Annotated in this window: 29 protein-coding genes; all 29 read left to right on the top strand. The window is 66.6% G+C overall.

Going from position 1 to position 16,357, the window contains the following annotated elements; genetic code table 11:
* Positions 1-3 precede the first annotated feature (3 nt).
* The 29 genes from rplD (at position 4) to truA (ending at position 16,353) form a co-directional block, all read left to right on the top strand.
* Positions 4-660 carry a 50S ribosomal protein L4 gene (gene rplD / locus ACZ3HQ_RS04285; protein ID WP_467507823.1) on the top strand — a complete coding sequence of 219 codons (657 nt, stop codon included), beginning with the start codon at positions 4-6 and terminating at the stop codon, positions 658-660.
* Entirely contained in the window at positions 660-1,079 is a 420-nt protein-coding gene (rplW, locus tag ACZ3HQ_RS04280) for a 50S ribosomal protein L23 (protein WP_030811665.1), read from the top strand. The genes rplD and rplW overlap by 1 nt, the downstream gene beginning before the upstream one ends.
* A gap of 40 nt (positions 1,080-1,119) precedes the next feature.
* On the top strand, positions 1,120-1,956 hold the full coding sequence (gene rplB / locus ACZ3HQ_RS04275) for a 50S ribosomal protein L2 (RefSeq protein ID WP_030811669.1): 837 nt from the start codon (positions 1,120-1,122) through the stop codon (positions 1,954-1,956).
* A gap of 12 nt (positions 1,957-1,968) precedes the next feature.
* A complete protein-coding gene (gene rpsS / locus ACZ3HQ_RS04270; protein ID WP_003948639.1) occupies positions 1,969-2,250 on the top strand; it encodes a 30S ribosomal protein S19 in 282 nt (93 codons plus the stop codon).
* Between the two features lie 44 nt (positions 2,251-2,294).
* Positions 2,295-2,642: a 50S ribosomal protein L22 gene (gene rplV, locus ACZ3HQ_RS04265; protein WP_003974262.1), complete on the top strand. Its 348-nt coding sequence runs from the start codon at positions 2,295-2,297 to the stop codon at positions 2,640-2,642.
* Complete coding sequence (rpsC, locus tag ACZ3HQ_RS04260) at positions 2,642-3,472, top strand: 30S ribosomal protein S3 (RefSeq protein ID WP_030811675.1); 831 nt, start codon at positions 2,642-2,644, stop codon at positions 3,470-3,472. Before rplV ends, rpsC begins: the two co-directional genes overlap by 1 nt.
* 5 nt (positions 3,473-3,477) lie before the next feature.
* On the top strand, positions 3,478-3,897 hold the full coding sequence (gene rplP / locus ACZ3HQ_RS04255; RefSeq protein ID WP_030811678.1) for a 50S ribosomal protein L16: 420 nt from the start codon (positions 3,478-3,480) through the stop codon (positions 3,895-3,897).
* The gene (gene rpmC / locus ACZ3HQ_RS04250) at positions 3,897-4,121 is read left to right on the top strand and encodes a 50S ribosomal protein L29 (RefSeq protein ID WP_007494763.1); all 225 of its coding nucleotides are present in this window, start codon (positions 3,897-3,899) and stop codon (positions 4,119-4,121) included. Before rplP ends, rpmC begins: the two co-directional genes overlap by 1 nt.
* Positions 4,118-4,402: a 30S ribosomal protein S17 gene (rpsQ, locus tag ACZ3HQ_RS04245; RefSeq protein WP_030811683.1), complete on the top strand. Its 285-nt coding sequence runs from the start codon at positions 4,118-4,120 to the stop codon at positions 4,400-4,402. The genes rpmC and rpsQ overlap by 4 nt, the downstream gene beginning before the upstream one ends.
* Before the next feature lie 113 nt (positions 4,403-4,515).
* Positions 4,516-4,884, top strand: coding sequence for a 50S ribosomal protein L14 (gene rplN / locus ACZ3HQ_RS04240; RefSeq protein ID WP_003992364.1), 369 nt, complete (start codon positions 4,516-4,518; stop codon positions 4,882-4,884).
* Between the two features lie 2 nt (positions 4,885-4,886).
* On the top strand, positions 4,887-5,210 hold the full coding sequence (rplX, locus tag ACZ3HQ_RS04235; protein ID WP_018543913.1) for a 50S ribosomal protein L24: 324 nt from the start codon (positions 4,887-4,889) through the stop codon (positions 5,208-5,210).
* Positions 5,210-5,767, top strand: a complete 558-nt coding sequence (rplE, locus tag ACZ3HQ_RS04230) for a 50S ribosomal protein L5 (RefSeq protein ID WP_007494758.1) — start codon at positions 5,210-5,212, stop codon at positions 5,765-5,767. The genes rplX and rplE overlap by 1 nt, the downstream gene beginning before the upstream one ends.
* Before the next feature lie 5 nt (positions 5,768-5,772).
* Complete coding sequence (locus ACZ3HQ_RS04225) at positions 5,773-5,958, top strand: type Z 30S ribosomal protein S14 (RefSeq protein ID WP_003948630.1); 186 nt, start codon at positions 5,773-5,775, stop codon at positions 5,956-5,958.
* A 212-nt stretch (positions 5,959-6,170) separates the two neighbouring features.
* Positions 6,171-6,569, top strand: a complete 399-nt coding sequence (gene rpsH, locus ACZ3HQ_RS04220) for a 30S ribosomal protein S8 (RefSeq protein WP_030811690.1) — start codon at positions 6,171-6,173, stop codon at positions 6,567-6,569.
* A gap of 24 nt (positions 6,570-6,593) precedes the next feature.
* Positions 6,594-7,133, top strand: a complete 540-nt coding sequence (rplF, locus tag ACZ3HQ_RS04215; protein WP_030811694.1) for a 50S ribosomal protein L6 — start codon at positions 6,594-6,596, stop codon at positions 7,131-7,133.
* Between the two features lie 3 nt (positions 7,134-7,136).
* On the top strand, positions 7,137-7,520 hold the full coding sequence (gene rplR / locus ACZ3HQ_RS04210; protein ID WP_030811697.1) for a 50S ribosomal protein L18: 384 nt from the start codon (positions 7,137-7,139) through the stop codon (positions 7,518-7,520).
* Between the two features lie 68 nt (positions 7,521-7,588).
* Positions 7,589-8,194, top strand: coding sequence for a 30S ribosomal protein S5 (rpsE, locus tag ACZ3HQ_RS04205; protein WP_007494753.1), 606 nt, complete (start codon positions 7,589-7,591; stop codon positions 8,192-8,194).
* Positions 8,194-8,376, top strand: a complete 183-nt coding sequence (rpmD, locus tag ACZ3HQ_RS04200; RefSeq protein ID WP_003974250.1) for a 50S ribosomal protein L30 — start codon at positions 8,194-8,196, stop codon at positions 8,374-8,376. The genes rpsE and rpmD overlap by 1 nt, the downstream gene beginning before the upstream one ends.
* A gap of 2 nt (positions 8,377-8,378) precedes the next feature.
* A complete protein-coding gene (gene rplO, locus ACZ3HQ_RS04195; RefSeq protein ID WP_031180865.1) occupies positions 8,379-8,834 on the top strand; it encodes a 50S ribosomal protein L15 in 456 nt (151 codons plus the stop codon).
* A gap of 201 nt (positions 8,835-9,035) precedes the next feature.
* Positions 9,036-10,349 (top strand): preprotein translocase subunit SecY, encoded by a 1,314-nt coding sequence (gene secY / locus ACZ3HQ_RS04190; protein WP_086690005.1) that lies wholly within the window; start codon positions 9,036-9,038, stop codon positions 10,347-10,349.
* Entirely contained in the window at positions 10,349-11,014 is a 666-nt protein-coding gene (locus ACZ3HQ_RS04185) for an adenylate kinase (RefSeq protein WP_467507821.1), read from the top strand. The genes secY and ACZ3HQ_RS04185 overlap by 1 nt, the downstream gene beginning before the upstream one ends.
* 103 nt (positions 11,015-11,117) lie before the next feature.
* The gene (map, locus tag ACZ3HQ_RS04180; protein WP_467507819.1) at positions 11,118-11,954 is read left to right on the top strand and encodes a type I methionyl aminopeptidase; all 837 of its coding nucleotides are present in this window, start codon (positions 11,118-11,120) and stop codon (positions 11,952-11,954) included.
* 153 nt (positions 11,955-12,107) lie between these two features.
* Positions 12,108-12,329, top strand: a complete 222-nt coding sequence (gene infA, locus ACZ3HQ_RS04175) for a translation initiation factor IF-1 (protein WP_003948620.1) — start codon at positions 12,108-12,110, stop codon at positions 12,327-12,329.
* Between the two features lie 59 nt (positions 12,330-12,388).
* The gene (rpmJ, locus tag ACZ3HQ_RS04170) at positions 12,389-12,502 is read left to right on the top strand and encodes a 50S ribosomal protein L36 (RefSeq protein WP_003974245.1); all 114 of its coding nucleotides are present in this window, start codon (positions 12,389-12,391) and stop codon (positions 12,500-12,502) included.
* Positions 12,503-12,690: 188 nt separating this feature from the next.
* Positions 12,691-13,071, top strand: a complete 381-nt coding sequence (gene rpsM / locus ACZ3HQ_RS04165; RefSeq protein WP_018543922.1) for a 30S ribosomal protein S13 — start codon at positions 12,691-12,693, stop codon at positions 13,069-13,071.
* A 70-nt stretch (positions 13,072-13,141) separates the two neighbouring features.
* Positions 13,142-13,546 (top strand): 30S ribosomal protein S11, encoded by a 405-nt coding sequence (gene rpsK, locus ACZ3HQ_RS04160; protein WP_003956432.1) that lies wholly within the window; start codon positions 13,142-13,144, stop codon positions 13,544-13,546.
* A 180-nt stretch (positions 13,547-13,726) separates the two neighbouring features.
* Entirely contained in the window at positions 13,727-14,749 is a 1,023-nt protein-coding gene (locus tag ACZ3HQ_RS04155; RefSeq protein ID WP_003966937.1) for a DNA-directed RNA polymerase subunit alpha, read from the top strand.
* A gap of 168 nt (positions 14,750-14,917) precedes the next feature.
* Complete coding sequence (gene rplQ, locus ACZ3HQ_RS04150; protein ID WP_467507818.1) at positions 14,918-15,427, top strand: 50S ribosomal protein L17; 510 nt, start codon at positions 14,918-14,920, stop codon at positions 15,425-15,427.
* 71 nt (positions 15,428-15,498) lie between these two features.
* Positions 15,499-16,353, top strand: coding sequence for a tRNA pseudouridine(38-40) synthase TruA (gene truA / locus ACZ3HQ_RS04145; protein WP_467507816.1), 855 nt, complete (start codon positions 15,499-15,501; stop codon positions 16,351-16,353).
* Positions 16,354-16,357 lie beyond the last annotated feature (4 nt).

Raw genomic sequence — 16,357 nt, 5'->3', positions numbered from 1 at the left:
ACTATGAGCACCATTGACATTCTGTCGCCCTCCGGCGACAACGCCGGGACCGTAGAGCTCCCGGCCGAGATCTTCGACGTCGAGAAGATCAGCGTTCCGCTGCTTCACCAGGTCGTCGTCGCGCAGCTTGCCGCGGCCCGTCAGGGCACGCACAAGGTCAAGCGTCGTGGCGAGGTCCGCGGTGGTGGCCGCAAGCCGTACCGCCAGAAGGGCACCGGCCGCGCGCGCCAGGGTTCGACCCGTGCGCCGCAGTTCGCCGGCGGTGGCGTCGTCCACGGCCCCACGCCGCGTGACTACTCGCAGCGGACCCCCAAGAAGATGAAGGCCGCGGCCCTGCGCCACGCCCTCACCGACCGGGCCCGCAACGCTCGTATCCACGTCATCACCGGCGTGGTCGAGGGCGACACCCCCTCCACCAAGGCCGCGAAGAACTTCCTCGGCAAGGTCAGCGAGCGCAAGAACGTGCTCCTGGTCATCGAGCGTTCCGACGAGGCCGCGCTGCTTTCCGCGCGCAACCTGCCCCAGGTCCACATCCTGGAGCCGGGCCAGCTGAACACGTACGACGTTCTCGTCTCGGACGACGTGGTCTTCACCCAGGCCGCTTTCGAGTCCTTCGTGTCCGGCCCGAAGGCCAATGACACCGAAGGGAGCGAAGCCTGATGGCTACGCGCCACCCGAGCATCGCCTCGAAGGCCGCCAAGGCCGCCAAGGCCGCGCGCGTCGCCAAGGCGAAGCGTCACGCCACCGAGGGCAAGAACACCGTCGAGACCCCGCTGAGCAAGTCCTTCACGGACCCCCGTGACGTGCTGCTCAAGCCGGTCGTCTCGGAGAAGAGCTACGCGCTCCTCGACGAGGGCAAGTACACGTTCATCGTCGCCCCGAACGCCAACAAGACCCAGATCAAGCAGGCCGTCCAGGCGGTCTTCGACGTCAAGGTCACCGGGGTCAACACGATCAACCGCCAGGGCAAGCGCAAGCGCACGAAGACCGGTTTCGGTCAGCGTGCCGGCAGCAAGCGTGCGATCGTGACCCTCGCCGAGGGCGACCGTATCGACATCTTCGGCGGTCCGACCGCCTGACGGCGGTCTGGATCGTCCGATATCGGACGAGGACTGAGAAATGGGAATCCGCAAGTACAAGCCGACTACGCCGGGCCGTCGTGGCGCCAGCGTCGCCGACTTCGTCGAGGTCACGCGGTCCACGCCGGAGAAGTCGCTGGTCCGCCCGCTGCACAGCAAGGGCGGCCGTAACAACGCCGGTCGTGTGACCGTTCGCCACCAGGGTGGCGGACACAAGCGCGCCTACCGAGTGATCGACTTCCGTCGTCACGACAAGGACGGCGTGCCGGCGAAGGTCGCGCACATCGAGTACGACCCCAACCGCACCGCGCGCATCGCGCTGCTGCACTACGCGGACGGCGAGAAGCGCTACATCCTCGCCCCGCGCAACCTGCAGCAGGGTGACCGCGTCGAGAACGGTCCGGGCGCCGACATCAAGCCGGGCAACAACCTGGCGCTCCGCAACATCCCGGTCGGTACCACGATCCACGCGATCGAGCTCCGTCCCGGTGGCGGTGCCAAGTTCGCCCGCTCCGCCGGTGCGTCCGTGCAGCTCCTTGCGAAGGAGGGCTCCATGGCCCACCTCCGCATGCCGTCCGGCGAGATCCGTCTCGTCGACGTGCGCTGCCGCGCCACCGTCGGTGAGGTCGGCAACGCCGAGCAGAGCAACATCAACTGGGGTAAGGCCGGCCGTAAGCGGTGGCTGGGCGTTCGCCCGACCGTCCGTGGTGTGGTCATGAACCCGGTCGACCACCCGCACGGTGGTGGTGAGGGCCGGACCTCCGGTGGTCGCCACCCTGTGTCCCCGTGGGGCAAGAAGGAAGGCCGTACTCGTTCGCCCAAGAAGGCGTCGAACAAGTACATCGTCCGCCGCCGCAAGACGAACAAGAAGCGCTAAGGACGGGTTGAGATGCCTCGTAGCTTGAAGAAGGGGCCCTTCGTCGACGACCACCTGATCAAGAAGGTGGATGTCCAGAACGAAGCCGGCACCAAGAACGTCATCAAGACCTGGTCCCGTCGCTCGATGATCGTCCCGGCCATGCTCGGCCACACGATCGCGGTGCACAACGGCAAGACCCACATCCCGGTGTTCGTCACCGAGTCGATGGTCGGCCACAAGCTCGGCGAGTTCTCGCCGACTCGCACCTTCCGCGGCCACGTCAAGGACGACCGGAAGTCGAAGCGCCGCTAGTAGCGGATCGCATTCAGACACGTAAGTAACTGAGAGGGACAACCATGGAAGCCAGGGCCCAGGCGCGGTACATCCGCGTTACGCCCATGAAGGCCCGCCGCGTGGTGGACCTTATCCGTGGCATGGATGCCACGGAGGCTCAGGCTGTTCTGCGATTCGCTCCGCAGGCAGCCTCCGTGCCGGTCGGCAAGGTGCTCGACAGCGCCATCGCCAACGCCGCGCACAACTACGACCACACCGACGCCGACAGCCTCTTCATTTCCGAGGCCTACGTCGACGAGGGCCCGACCCTGAAGCGGTTCCGGCCGCGCGCCCAGGGCCGTGCCTACCGGATCCGCAAGCGGACCAGCCACATCACCGTGGTCGTCAGCAGCAAGGAAGGAACCCGGTAATGGGCCAGAAGGTAAACCCGCACGGGTTCCGGCTCGGTGTCACGACCGACTTCAAGTCGCGTTGGTACGCCGACAAGCTGTACAAGGACTACGTCAAGGAAGACGTGGCCATCCGTCGCATGCTGACGCAGGGCATGGAGCGCGCGGGCATCTCCAAGGTGGAGATCGAGCGCACCCGTGACCGTGTCCGCGTGGACATCCACACCGCGCGTCCGGGCATCGTCATCGGCCGCCGTGGTGCGGAGGCCGACAAGATCCGCGGTCAGCTCGAGAAGCTGACGGGCAAGCAGGTCCAGCTCAACATCCTCGAGGTCAAGAACCCCGAGACGGATGCTCAGCTCGTGGCCCAGGCCGTCGCCGAGCAGCTTTCCTCGCGTGTCTCCTTCCGCCGTGCCATGCGTAAGAGCATGCAGTCGGCGATGAAGGCCGGCGCCAAGGGCATCAAGATCCAGTGCGGTGGCCGCCTCGGCGGCGCCGAGATGTCCCGCTCGGAGTTCTACCGCGAGGGCCGTGTGCCCCTGCACACGCTCCGCGCGAACGTGGACTACGGCTTCTTCGAGGCCAAGACGACCTTCGGCCGCATCGGCGTGAAGGTCTGGATCTACAAGGGCGACGTCAAGAACATCGCCGAGGTCCGCGCCGAGAACGCTGCGGCCCGTGCGGGTAACCGCCCGGCCCGTGGCGGCGCCGACCGCCCGGCCCGTGGTGGCCGTGGCGGCGAGCGTGGTGGGCGCGGTCGCAAGCCGCAGCAGGCTGCCGGCGCCGAGGCCCCCAAGGCCGAGGCTCCCGCTGCCGCCGCTCCGGCTGAGAGCACCGGAACGGAGGCCTGACCGTCATGCTGATCCCCCGTAGGGTCAAGCACCGCAAGCAGCACCACCCGAAGCGCAGTGGTATGGCCAAGGGTGGCACGCAGGTCGCGTTCGGCGAGTACGGCATCCAGGCGCTGACCCCGGCGTATGTGACGAACCGTCAGATCGAAGCGGCTCGTATCGCCATGACCCGCCACATCAAGCGTGGCGGCAAGGTCTGGATCAACATCTACCCGGACCGTCCCCTCACCAAGAAGCCTGCCGAGACCCGCATGGGTTCCGGTAAGGGTTCCCCGGAGTGGTGGATCGCCAACGTCAAGCCCGGACGCGTCATGTTCGAGCTGTCGTACCCCAACGAGAAGATTGCGCGTGAGGCCCTCACTCGTGCGGCCCACAAGCTGCCGATGAAGTGCCGGATCGTCAAGCGCGAGGCAGGTGAAGCGTGATGTCGGCCGGTACCAAGGCGTCCGAGCTGCGCGAGCTGGGCAACGAGGAGCTTCTTGCGAAGCTCCGCGAGGCCAAGGAAGAGCTGTTCAATCTCCGCTTCCAGGCGGCGACTGGTCAGCTCGAGAACCACGGCCGTCTGAAGGCGGTCCGCAAGGACATCGCGCGGATCTACACCCTGATGCGCGAGCGTGAGCTGGGCATCGAGACGGTGGAGAACGCATGAGCGAGAAGAACGTGACTGAGAACGCAGAGGCCCGCGGCTTCCGCAAGACCCGTGAGGGTCTCGTCGTCAGCGACAAGATGGACAAGACCGTCGTCGTCGCCGTCGAGGACCGCGTGAAGCACGCGCTGTACGGCAAGGTCATCCGCCGTACGAACAAGCTCAAGGCTCACGACGAGCAGAACGCCGCCGGTGTCGGCGACCGTGTCCTCCTCGCGGAGACCCGGCCGCTGTCGTCGACGAAGCGCTGGCGCATCGTCGAGATCCTCGAGAAGGCCAAGTAATTCTTCCTGCGGGGAAAATCTCGCAGGACAGTTCCGCCAGGCTCGGTCGGGGCTCCCGTTCCTTCTAGGAACGAGACCCCGGCCGGGAACCGGCAGACAAACAGGAGATAGACGTGATCCAGCAGGAGTCGCGGCTGCGTGTCGCCGACAACACTGGTGCGAAGGAGATCCTTTGCATCCGTGTGCTCGGTGGCTCCGGTCGCCGCTACGCGGGCATCGGTGACGTCATCGTCGCCACCGTCAAGGACGCGATCCCCGGCGGCAACGTGAAGAAGGGTGACGTCATCAAGGCGGTCATCGTTCGCACCGTCAAGGAGCGCCGCCGTCCGGACGGCTCGTACATCCGCTTCGACGAGAACGCCGCTGTCATTCTCAAGAACGACGGCGACCCTCGCGGCACCCGTATCTTCGGCCCCGTCGGCCGTGAGCTGCGCGAGAAGAAGTTCATGAAGATCATCTCGCTCGCGCCGGAGGTGCTGTAAGCATGAAGATCAAGAAGGGCGACCTGGTCCAGGTCATCACCGGTAAGGACAAGGGCAAGCAGGGCAAGGTCATTGCCGCTTACCCGCGCGACGAGCGTGTCCTGGTCGAGGGTGTCAACCGGGTCAAGAAGCACACCAAGGCCGGCCCCACCGCCAGCGGTTCGCAGGCGGGCGGCATCGTCACGACCGAGGCGCCCATCCACGTCTCCAACGTCCAGCTGGTCGTTGAGAAGGATGGCAACAAGGTCGTCACGCGTGTCGGCTACCGCTTCGACGACGAAGGCAACAAGATCCGCGTTGCCAAGCGGACGGGTGAGGACATCTGATGGCTACCACCACCACTCCGCGTCTGAAGACGAAGTACCGCGAGGAGATCGCGGGCAAGCTGCGTGACGAGTTCAAGTACGAGAACGTCATGCAGATCCCCGGCCTCGTCAAGATCGTGGTCAACATGGGTGTGGGCGACGCCGCCCGCGACTCCAAGCTGATCGAGGGCGCCATCCGCGACCTCACCACGATCACCGGTCAGAAGCCGGCCGTCACCAAGGCCCGCAAGTCCATCGCGCAGTTCAAGCTGCGCGAGGGTCAGCCGATCGGTGCCCACGTCACGCTCCGTGGCGACCGCATGTGGGAGTTCCTGGACCGCACCCTGTCGCTGGCGCTCCCGCGCATCCGCGACTTCCGCGGCCTGTCCCCCAAGCAGTTCGACGGCCGTGGCAACTACACCTTCGGTCTCACGGAGCAGGTCATGTTCCACGAGATCGACCAGGACAAGATCGACCGCGTCCGGGGTATGGACATCACCGTGGTCACCACGGCGACCAACGACGCTGAGGGCCGCGCGCTCCTTCGTCACCTCGGCTTCCCGTTCAAGGAGGCGTGAGCGAGATGGCGAAGAAGGCTCTTATCGCTAAGGCTGCTCGCAAGCCCAAGTTCGGTGTGCGTGGCTACACGCGCTGCCAGCGCTGCGGCCGTCCGCACTCCGTGTACCGCAAGTTCGGCCTGTGCCGCGTGTGCCTTCGTGAGATGGCTCACCGTGGCGAGCTGCCGGGCGTGACCAAGAGCTCCTGGTAATCCCCTTAAACAGGGATTCCTGAAGCTCTCGGTAAGCAACTGGGTCGACAGGGGCCCGCCCCCACATGCCGTAGGCTTGCGGGGTCGGGCGTCTGTCGCGCCCGTACGACTTACTACGCCGTAGGTCCACCGCGCCGCACCCGTCCCGTCCCGGATCGGGGAGAGGGATGGCGCACCAGGAAACCCCGGCGAGAGAGGCCGAAGGCCAATTCATGACCATGACTGATCCGATCGCAGACATGCTTACGCGTCTGCGGAACGCGAACTCGGCATACCACGACTCCGTGACGATGCCGTCCTCGAAGATCAAGTCTCACATCGCAGAGATCCTCCAGCAGGAGGGCTTCATCACGGGCTGGAAGGTCGAGGACGCCGAAGTCGGCAAGAACCTCGTCCTGGAGCTGAAGTTCGGCCCCAACCGTGAGCGCTCCATCGCGGGGATCAAGCGCATCTCCAAGCCCGGTCTCCGGGTTTACGCGAAGTCCACCAACCTGCCGAAGGTGCTCGGCGGCCTGGGCGTGGCGATCATCTCCACGTCGCACGGTCTCCTCACCGACAAGCAGGCCGGCAAGAAGGGCGTGGGTGGGGAAGTCCTCGCCTACGTCTGGTAACGGAAGGGAACGGAGGAAACAGCTATGTCGCGTATTGGCAAGCTCCCCATCACGGTTCCCGCCGGCGTGGACGTCACCATCGACGGCCGTACGGTCGCGGTCAAGGGCCCCAAGGGCTCGCTGACCCACACCGTCGTCGCGCCGATCGACATCGTCAGGGATGAGGACGGCACCCTCGCGGTGACCCGTCCCAACGACGAGCGTCAGAACAAGGCCCTGCACGGCCTGTCCCGCACGCTGGTGGCGAACATGATCACCGGCGTGACCCAGGGTTACGTGAAGAAGCTCGAGATCAGCGGTGTCGGTTACCGCGTCACGGCCAAGGGCTCGAACCTCGAGTTCGCGCTCGGCTACAGCCACCCGATCGTCGTCGAGGCGCCCGAGGGCATCACCTTCAAGGTGGAGAGCCCGACCCGCTTCCAGGTCGAGGGCATCGACAAGCAGAAGGTCGGCGAGGTTGCGGCCAACATCCGCAAGCTGCGCAAGCCCGACCCGTACAAGGCCAAGGGTGTCAAGTACGAGGGCGAAGTCATCCGCCGCAAGGTCGGAAAGGCGGGTAAGTAAGCCATGGCATACGGACAGAAGATCCTCAAGGGCGACGCCTACAAGCGCGCCGCGATCAAGCGCCGCCACATCCGGATTCGCAAGAACATCTCCGGTACGGCGGAGCGTCCGCGTCTGGTCGTGACCCGCTCCAACCGTCACATCGTGGCGCAGGTGATCGACGACCTCAAGGGCCACACCCTGGCCTCGGCGTCCACGCTGGACGCGTCGGTCCGGAGCGGCGAGGGCGACAAGTCCGCGCAGGCCAAGCAGGTCGGCGCCCTGGTCGCCGAGCGTGCCAAGGCCGCAGGCGTCGAGGCTGTCGTGTTCGACCGTGGTGGCAACCAGTACGCCGGGCGCATCGCCGCCCTGGCGGACGCCGCCCGCGAAGCCGGCCTGAAGTTCTAGGGCCGCCCGTCGCGTCAGCGACAAAATCGTTGGCGCGTAGCTAGCGGAAACAGAGAGAGGTAATTCCAATGGCTGGACCCCAGCGCCGCGGTGGCGGTGCCGGTGGCGGCGAGCGGCGGGACCGGAAGGGCCGTGACGGCGGCGCAGCCGCCGCCGAGAAGACCGCTTACGTTGAGCGCGTTGTCGCGATCAACCGTGTCGCCAAGGTTGTGAAGGGTGGTCGTCGCTTCAGCTTCACCGCGCTGGTCGTGGTGGGCGACGGTGACGGCACCGTGGGTGTCGGTTACGGCAAGGCCAAGGAGGTGCCGGCCGCCATCGCCAAGGGTGTTGAGGAGGCCAAGAAGCACTTCTTCAAGGTCCCCCGTATCCAGGGCACCATCCCTCACCCCATCCAGGGTGAGAAGGCTGCCGGCGTCGTGCTGCTCAAGCCCGCGTCCCCGGGTACCGGTGTTATCGCCGGTGGTCCGGTGCGTGCGGTGCTCGAGTGCGCCGGTATCCACGACATCCTGTCGAAGTCCCTGGGCTCCGACAACGCGATCAACATCGTGCACGCGACCGTGGCGGCCCTCAAGGGCCTGCAGCGTCCCGAGGAGGTCGCGGCCCGCCGCGGTCTGCCGCTCGAGGACGTCGCCCCCGCGGCTCTGCTGCGTGCGCGTGCCGGGGCTGGTGCGTAATGGCACAGCTCAAGATCACGCAGGTCAAGTCCTACATCGGCAGCAAGCAGAACCACCGTGACACCCTGCGTTCCCTTGGTCTCAAGGGGATCAACACGCAGGTCGTCAAGGAGGACCGCCCCGAGTTCCGCGGAATGGTGCACACCGTCCGCCACCTCGTGACGGTCGAGGAGGTCGACTGATCATGGCGGAGCAGAACCCGCTCAAGATCCACAACCTCCGTCCGGCCCCCGGCGCCAAGACCGCCAAGACCCGTGTGGGTCGTGGTGAGGCGTCGAAGGGTAAGACGGCCGGTCGTGGTACCAAGGGCACGAAGGCCCGTTACCAGGTTCCGGAGCGCTTCGAGGGTGGCCAGATGCCCCTCCACATGCGTCTCCCGAAGCTGAAGGGCTTCAAGAACCCGTTCAAGACCGAGTTCCAGGTCGTGAACCTCGAGAAGCTGGCCGCGCTCTACCCCGAGGGTGGCGAGGTCACCGTCGAGGGTCTGGTGGCCAAGGGTGCCGTTCGCAAGAACAGCCTCGTCAAGGTCCTGGGCCAGGGCGAGATCTCCGTGGCGCTGCAGGTGACGGTGGATGCCGTCTCCGGTTCCGCCAAGGAGAAGATCACCGCTGCCGGCGGTACGGTCACCGAGCTGGTCTGAGGCCCTCAAGGGTCCCTCAAGGTCTCTCGATGACGTAGACGATCCCGACCGGGGATACCCCACAATGGGGTATCCCCGGTTGGTCGTTCCTAGGGGAGCGGTGTCGCCGGTAAGGTGGCGTGCGCTGTTCTCTTCCACTTATTCGTCGAACCTCTAGACCGTCACCCTTGACGCAGTTGCGCGGGGGTCGCAGGAGGCACCGTGCTCACCGCGTTCGCCCGGGCGTTCAGGACGCCCGACCTGCGCAAGAAGCTGCTCTTCACGCTGGCCATCATCGTGGTCTACCGGGTCGGTACCCACATCCCGATCCCCGGCGTCAATTACAAGGCCGTCCAGACCTGCGTGACCGAGGCCTCCGGCAACCAGGGCCTCTTCGGACTGGTCAACATGTTCAGCGGCGGAGCCCTGCTCCAGATCACGATCTTCGCCCTCGGCATCATGCCGTACATCACGGCGAGCATCATCCTTCAGCTCCTCACCGTGGTGATCCCGCGGCTGGAGGCCCTCAAGAAGGAGGGGCAGTCCGGCACCGCGAAGATCACGCAGTACACCCGCTACCTGACCGTGGCGCTCGCCATCCTGCAGGGCACCGGCCTGGTGGCCACCGCCCGCAGCGGCGCGCTGTTCAGCGGCTGCACGGTCGCCGGGAACATCGTCCCGGACCAGGCGATCTTCACCACGATCACCATGGTGATCTGCATGACCGCCGGTACGGCGCTGGTGATGTGGCTCGGTGAGCTGATCACCGACCGCGGCATCGGCAACGGCATGTCGATCCTGATGTTCATCTCGATCGCCGCGACCTTCCCGTCCGCGCTGTGGGCCATCAAGAAGCAGGGCACGCTGGCCGGCGGCTGGATCGAGTTCGGCACCGTCATCCTGGTCGGCCTGGTGATGGTCGCGCTCGTGGTCTTCGTGGAGCAGGCCCAGCGCCGCATCCCGGTGCAGTACGCGAAGCGCATGATCGGCCGCCGGTCCTACGGGGGTACGTCGACGTACATCCCGCTGAAGGTCAACCAGGCCGGTGTGATCCCGGTCATCTTCGCCTCGTCGCTGCTCTACATCCCGGCGCTGATCGCGCAGTTCGCCGGCGGCGACTCGGGCTGGAAGCGCTGGATCACGGCGAACCTGACCAAGGGCGACCACCCGATCTACATCTCGCTGTACTTCCTTCTCATCGTGTTCTTCGCGTTCTTCTACGTGGCGATCTCCTTCAACCCCGAGGAAGTCGCCGACAACATGAAGAAGTATGGTGGCTTCATTCCGGGTATCCGGGCAGGCCGGCCGACCGCTGAGTACCTCAGTTACGTACTCAACCGGATCACCTGGCCGGGCTCGCTGTATCTGGGTCTGATCGCTCTCGTACCGACGATGGCGTTGGTGGGCTTCGGAGCAAGTCAGAACTTCCCCTTCGGCGGGACCAGCATCCTGATCATCGTGGGTGTCGGACTCGAGACGGTGAAGCAGATCGAGAGCCAGCTCCAGCAGCGCAATTACGAAGGGTTCCTCCGCTGATGCGTATCGTCCTCGTCGGGCCGCCGGGTGCCGGTAAGGGAACGCAAGCCGTCCGTCTCGCCGAGACGCTGGCCGTCCCGCACATCTCCACGGGCGACCTTTTCCGCGCCAACATCTCTCGGCAGACGGAGCTGGGCAAGCTGGCCAAGTCCTACATGGACGCGGGCAACCTCGTACCGGACGAGGTCACCATCGCCATGGCCAAGGACCGCATGGAGCAGCCGGACGCCGAGAACGGCTTCCTGCTCGACGGCTTCCCGCGCAACGTCTCCCAGGCCCAGGCGCTGGACGAGCTGCTCCAGAGCGAGGGCATCAAGCTGGACGCCGTCCTGGACCTGGAGGTCCCGGAGGAAGAGGTCGTCAAGCGGATCGCCGGCCGGCGCATCTGCCGCAACGACTCCTCGCACGTCTTCCATGTGACGTACAGCCCGCCGAAGAAGGAGGGCGTCTGCGACGTCTGCGGCGGCGAGCTGTACCAGCGTGACGACGACTCCGAGGACACCGTCCGCAAGCGGCTCGAGGTCTACCACACGCAGACCGAGCCGATCATCGACTACTACAAGGCGCAGGGGCTCGTCGTGACGATCTCCTCGCTGGGCCCGGTGGACGAGATCACCAAGCGGGCGCTGGAGGCACTCAAGCGCGAGAAGGCCGGCAGCGAGTAAGACCCCCGGTCCTTCCGGCCGCGGTGCCCGACCCGGGCGCCGCGGCCGTAGTGTTGTGCAGGTAACCCAGTCGGTGACGAGTGACGGAGAGCGCAGGCCCCCCATGGTGCAGATCAAGACCCCCGAGCAGATCGCGAAGATGCGGGCGGCGGGCCTGGTCGTCGCCGCGATCCACGCGGCCACCCGCGAGGCGGCGGTGCCCGGCGCGACCACCAAGGACCTGGACGACGTGGCGCGCAAGGTGCTGGACGAGCACGGCGCGAAGTCGAACTTCCTCGGGTACGGCGGTTTCCCCGCGACCATCTGCACGTCGGTCAACGACGTGGTGGTGCACGGCATCCCCTCCGAGAGCGTCGTGCTGAACGACGGCGACATCATCTCCATCGACTGCGGCGCGATCGTGGACGGCTGGCACGGTGACGCGGCCTACACCGCCTTCGTCGGCTCGGGGCACGCCCCGGAGCTGGTCGAGCTGTCGCGGGTGACCGAGGAATCGATGTGGGCCGGGATCGCTGCGATGAAGCTGGGCAACCGGCTGGTCGACATCTCCCGCGCGATCGAGACGTACATCCGCCGGCAGCCGAAGCCGGGCGGCGGCAAGTACGGCATCGTCGAGGACTACGGCGGCCACGGCATCGGCACCGAGATGCACATGGACCCGCACCTGCTGAACTACGTCGAGCGGCGCCGGGGCAAGGGCCCCAAGCTGGTCCCCGGCTTCTGCCTCGCCATCGAGCCCATGGTCTCCCTCGGCACCCCCCGCACGAAGGTCCTCGAGGACGACTGGACGGTCATCACCACCGACGGCACCTGGTCCTCCCACTGGGAACACTCAGTGGCCCTGACCGAACAGGGCCCCCTGGTCCTCACAGCCCCGGACGGCGGCAAGGCCAAGCTGGCCGAGTACGGCGTCACGGCCGCTCCTGATCCGCTCGCATAACGATCAGTGGTATGGGGCAGAATTCTTCGATTCGTTTTTCCGGGTGTGCTGACGTAGACTGACTCGTCGGCTCTCGTGCACCCGCATGTCCGCATGCGCCCGTAAGGGAAAAGCAGGGGAGTCGATCAAGGTAGTCGATTCGAAGGGCGAAGCGTGGCCAAGAAGCAAGGTGCCATCGAGATCGAGGGCACTGTCGTCGAGTCTCTGCCGAACGCCATGTTCAAGGTCGAGCTCCAGAACGGCCACCAGGTCCTGGCACACATCAGCGGCAAGATGCGTATGCACTACATCCGTATCCTCCCTGACGACCGGGTCGTGGTGGAGCTGTCTCCGTACGACCTGACGCGTGGCCGGATCGTCTACCGGTACAAGTAGATCTTGCCCGCATCCCGGCTCCGCCGGGGTGGTGGCACTGACCCGGAGAACCTCACCCCATGAAGGTCAAGCCGAGCGTCAAGAAGATCTGCGACAAGTGCAGGGTGATCCGCCGTCACGGCCGGGTCATGGTCATCTGCGACAACCCGCGCCACAAGCAGCGCCAGGGCTGACGCACGGCCGAACCCTCTGCACTCATCGCAGGGATTCGCGCGACGCGAGCTGAATTTGTTCATACGCAGAGCCCGAGCCAACCAGCTCGACACCCTCGGTCGGAGGCCGAGGACCCGGTTCGTACCTCGTACGGCGGCCGGGAACCGGTTCTGTGGAAGACCTCCGAAGAATCACCAGGAGCCATTGAATGGCACGCGTTTCCGGTGTTGACATCCCGCGCGAAAAGCGTGTGGAGGTCGCCCTCACCTACGTGTTCGGCATCGGCCGGACCCTCTCCCAGGAGACGCTGGCTGCGACCGGCGTCGACCCGAACACCCGCGTCCGCGACCTGAGCGAAGAGCAGCTCGTCGCGATCCGCGAGTACGTGGACAGCAACATCAAGACCGAGGGTGACCTCCGTCGCGAGATCCAGGCCGACATCCGCCGCAAGGTCGAGATCGGTTGCTACCAGGGTCTCCGTCACCGTCGCGGCCTGCCCGTCCGCGGTCAGCGCACCAGCACCAACGCCCGCACCCGCAAGGGCCCGCGTCGCGCCATCGCCGGCAAGAAGAAGCCGGGCAAGAAGTAGTCCTCAGCGGACAACGCTTCATCAGCGGTCTTCGCTGTAGGACCGACCACCTCCCCGTAGGAGTTTGTAGATGCCCCCCAAGGGACGTCAGGGCGCTGCCAAGAAGGTGCGCCGCAAGGAAAAGAAGAACGTCGCTCACGGCCACGCGCACATCAAGAGCACGTTCAACAACACGATCGTCTCGATCACGGACCCGTCCGGCAACGTGATCTCCTGGGCCTCCGCCGGCCACGTCGGCTTCAAGGGTTCCCGGAAGTCGACGCCGTTCGCCGCGCAGATGGCCGCCGAGTCGGCTGCCCGCCGCGCCCAGGAGCACGGCATGCGCAAGGTCGACGTGTTCGTCAAGGGTCCGGGTTCCGGTCGTGAGACCGCGATCCGCTCCCTGCAGGCCACGGGCCTCGAGGTCGGCTCCATCCAGGACGTCACCCCGACCCCGCACAACGGCTGCCGCCCGCCGAAGCGCCGCCGCGTCTGATCCGGGGCGGCGCGCTTCCCCGCAGCAGCGGGGGTGATCCGCGCCGCCGCGTCTGACGCACAGCGCTCCGCTGGTTTCGCGGGTCCGGGCGGTACGGCTCTTTCGGGCCGTGCCGCCCGTACCCTTGCAGTACTGAGTCGGGCGTCAAATAGCGGGCGCCCCTGACTGAAGGATTCACACATGCTGATCGCTCAGCGTCCCTCGTTGACCGAAGAGGTCGTCGACGAGTTCCGCTCCCGGTTCGTGATCGAGCCGCTGGAGCCGGGCTTCGGTTACACCCTCGGCAACTCCCTGCGCCGTACCCTCCTCTCCTCGATCCCCGGTGCCGCTGTCACCAGCATCCGGATCGACGGTGTCCTGCACGAGTTCACCACCGTGCCGGGCGTCAAGGAGGACGTCACCGACCTGATCCTCAACATCAAGCAGCTCGTGGTCTCCTCGGAGCACGACGAGCCGGTCGTGATGTACCTGCGCAAGCAGGGCCCGGGTCTGGTCACCGCCGCCGACATCGCGCCCCCGGCCGGTGTCGAGGTGCACAACCCCGACCTCGTCCTCGCCACGCTCAACGGCAAGGGCAAGCTGGAGATGGAGCTGACCGTCGAGCGCGGTCGCGGCTACGTCTCCGCCGTGCAGAACAAGCAGGTGGGCCAGGAGATCGGCCGTATCCCGGTCGACTCCATCTACTCGCCGGTTCTCAAGGTCACGTACAAGGTCGAGGCCACGCGTGTCGAGCAGCGCACCGACTTCGACAAGCTGATCGTCGACGTCGAGACCAAGCAGGCGATGCGTCCCCGTGACGCCATGGCCTCCGCCGGCAAGACCCTGGTCGAGCTGTTCGGTCTCGCCCGCGAGCTGAACATCGACGCCGAGGGCATCGACATGGGCCCGTCCCCCACGGACGCCGCCCTGGCCGCCGACCTGGCTCTTCCCATCGAGGAGCTGGAGCTGACCGTCCGGTCGTACAACTGCCTCAAGCGTGAGGGCATCCACTCCGTGGGTGAGCTGGTCGCCCGCTCCGAGGCCGACCTGCTCGACATCCGCAACTTCGGTGCGAAGTCGATCGACGAGGTCAAGGCGAAGCTGGCCGGTATGGGCCTCGCGCTCAAGGACTCGCCTCCCGGCTTCGACCCGACCGCCGCGGCCGACGCCTTCGGTGCGGACGACGACGCGGACGCGGGTTTCGTGGAGACCGAGCAGTACTGAGTCGGCTGCCGGTCCGTTGTGGCTGGTCGCGCAGTTCCCCGCGCCCCTATGGGGCGCGGACCACTCCGGGCATCTGAAAAGACGCCCGGATCTCCGAAGGGCAACCGCTCGCTCGGATACTGACTCCGGTACCTGACACGGCCGGGGCAGACACTTAGGAGAAACATCATGCCGAAGCCCTCCAAGGGTGCCCGTCTGGGCGGCAGCGCCGCGCACGAGAAGCTGCTCCTCGCGAACCTCGCGAAGAGCCTCTTCGAGCACGGCCGTATCACCACCACCGAGGCGAAGGCGCGCCGTCTGCGCCCGTACGCCGAGCGTCTGGTCACCAAGGCGAAGAAGGGCGACCTTCACAACCGCCGTCAGGTGCTCCAGGTGATCACGGACAAGAGCGTCGTCCACACGCTCTTCGCCGAGATCGGCCCGCGCTACGAGAACCGCCCCGGTGGTTACACCCGCATCACCAAGATCGGTAACCGCCGTGGCGACAACGCGCCCATGGCTGTCATCGAGCTGGTCGAGGCGCTGACCGTCGCGCAGCAGGCCACCGGTGAGGCCGAGGCCGCCACCAAGCGTGCGGTCAAGGAGTCCGAGGAGGCGAAGGTCGAGCAGACCGAGGCCACCGAGGCTCCCGCCGAGCCCGCCGCGGAAGCGGCTGACGAAAGCGGCAAGGACGCCTGAGGCTGACGCCCAAGAAGCGGGTCCGTCCCTACGGGGGCGGGCCCGCTTTCTTGTTTTGAGAGGATTCCCGCGTGAGTGACGAAGCACAGCCCGGCCATGTCCGTATCCGCCTCGACCTGTCCTACGACGGCACCGACTTCCACGGGTGGGCCAAGCAGGCCGGCGGCCGGCGGACGGTGCAGGGCGAGATCGAGGACGCCCTGCGCACGGTGACCCGGTCGAAGGAGACGTACGAGCTGACCGTGGCCGGGCGGACGGACGCCGGGGTGCACGCGCGCGGCCAGGTCGCCCATGTCGACCTGCCCGAGCCGGTGTGGGCCGAGCACCGGGAGAAGCTCCTGAAGCGGCTCGCGGGCCGGCTGTCCAAGGACGTGCGGGTCTGGTCCCTGACCGAGGCACCGCCCGGCTTCAACGCCCGTTTCTCCGCCGTCTGGCGGCGCTACGCGTACCGCGTCACCGACAACCCCGGTGGTGTCGACCCGCTGCTGCGCAACCATGTCCTGTGGCACGACTGGCCGTTGGACGTGGACGCGATGAACGAGGCGGCCCGCGCCCTGCTGGGCGAGCACGACTTCGCGGCGTACTGCAAGAAGCGCGAGGGCGCGACCACCATCCGCACCCTCCAGGAGCTGAGCCTGGTGCGCGGTGCGGACGGTGTGATCACCGCCACCGTCCGCGCGGACGCCTTCTGCCACAACATGGTGCGCTCGCTGATCGGCGCCCTGCTGTTCACCGGTGACGGGCACCGGGGGCCGGAGTGGCCGGGGAAGGTGCTCCGCGCCGGGGTGCGGGACTCCGCCGTGCATGTGGTGCGGCCGCACGGGCTGACGCTGGAGGAGGTCGGCTACCCCGCCGACGAGCTGCTGGCCGCCCGGAACAAGGAGGCGCGCAACCGGCGCTCGCTGCCGTCGGCGGGCTGCTGCTGAGCCG

The sequence above is a fragment of the Streptomyces sp. NPDC018263 genome, from assembly GCF_055562575.1.
Note: the sequence above shows the minus strand (reverse complement) of the source record. Positions and strands in the feature narration are given on the sequence as shown.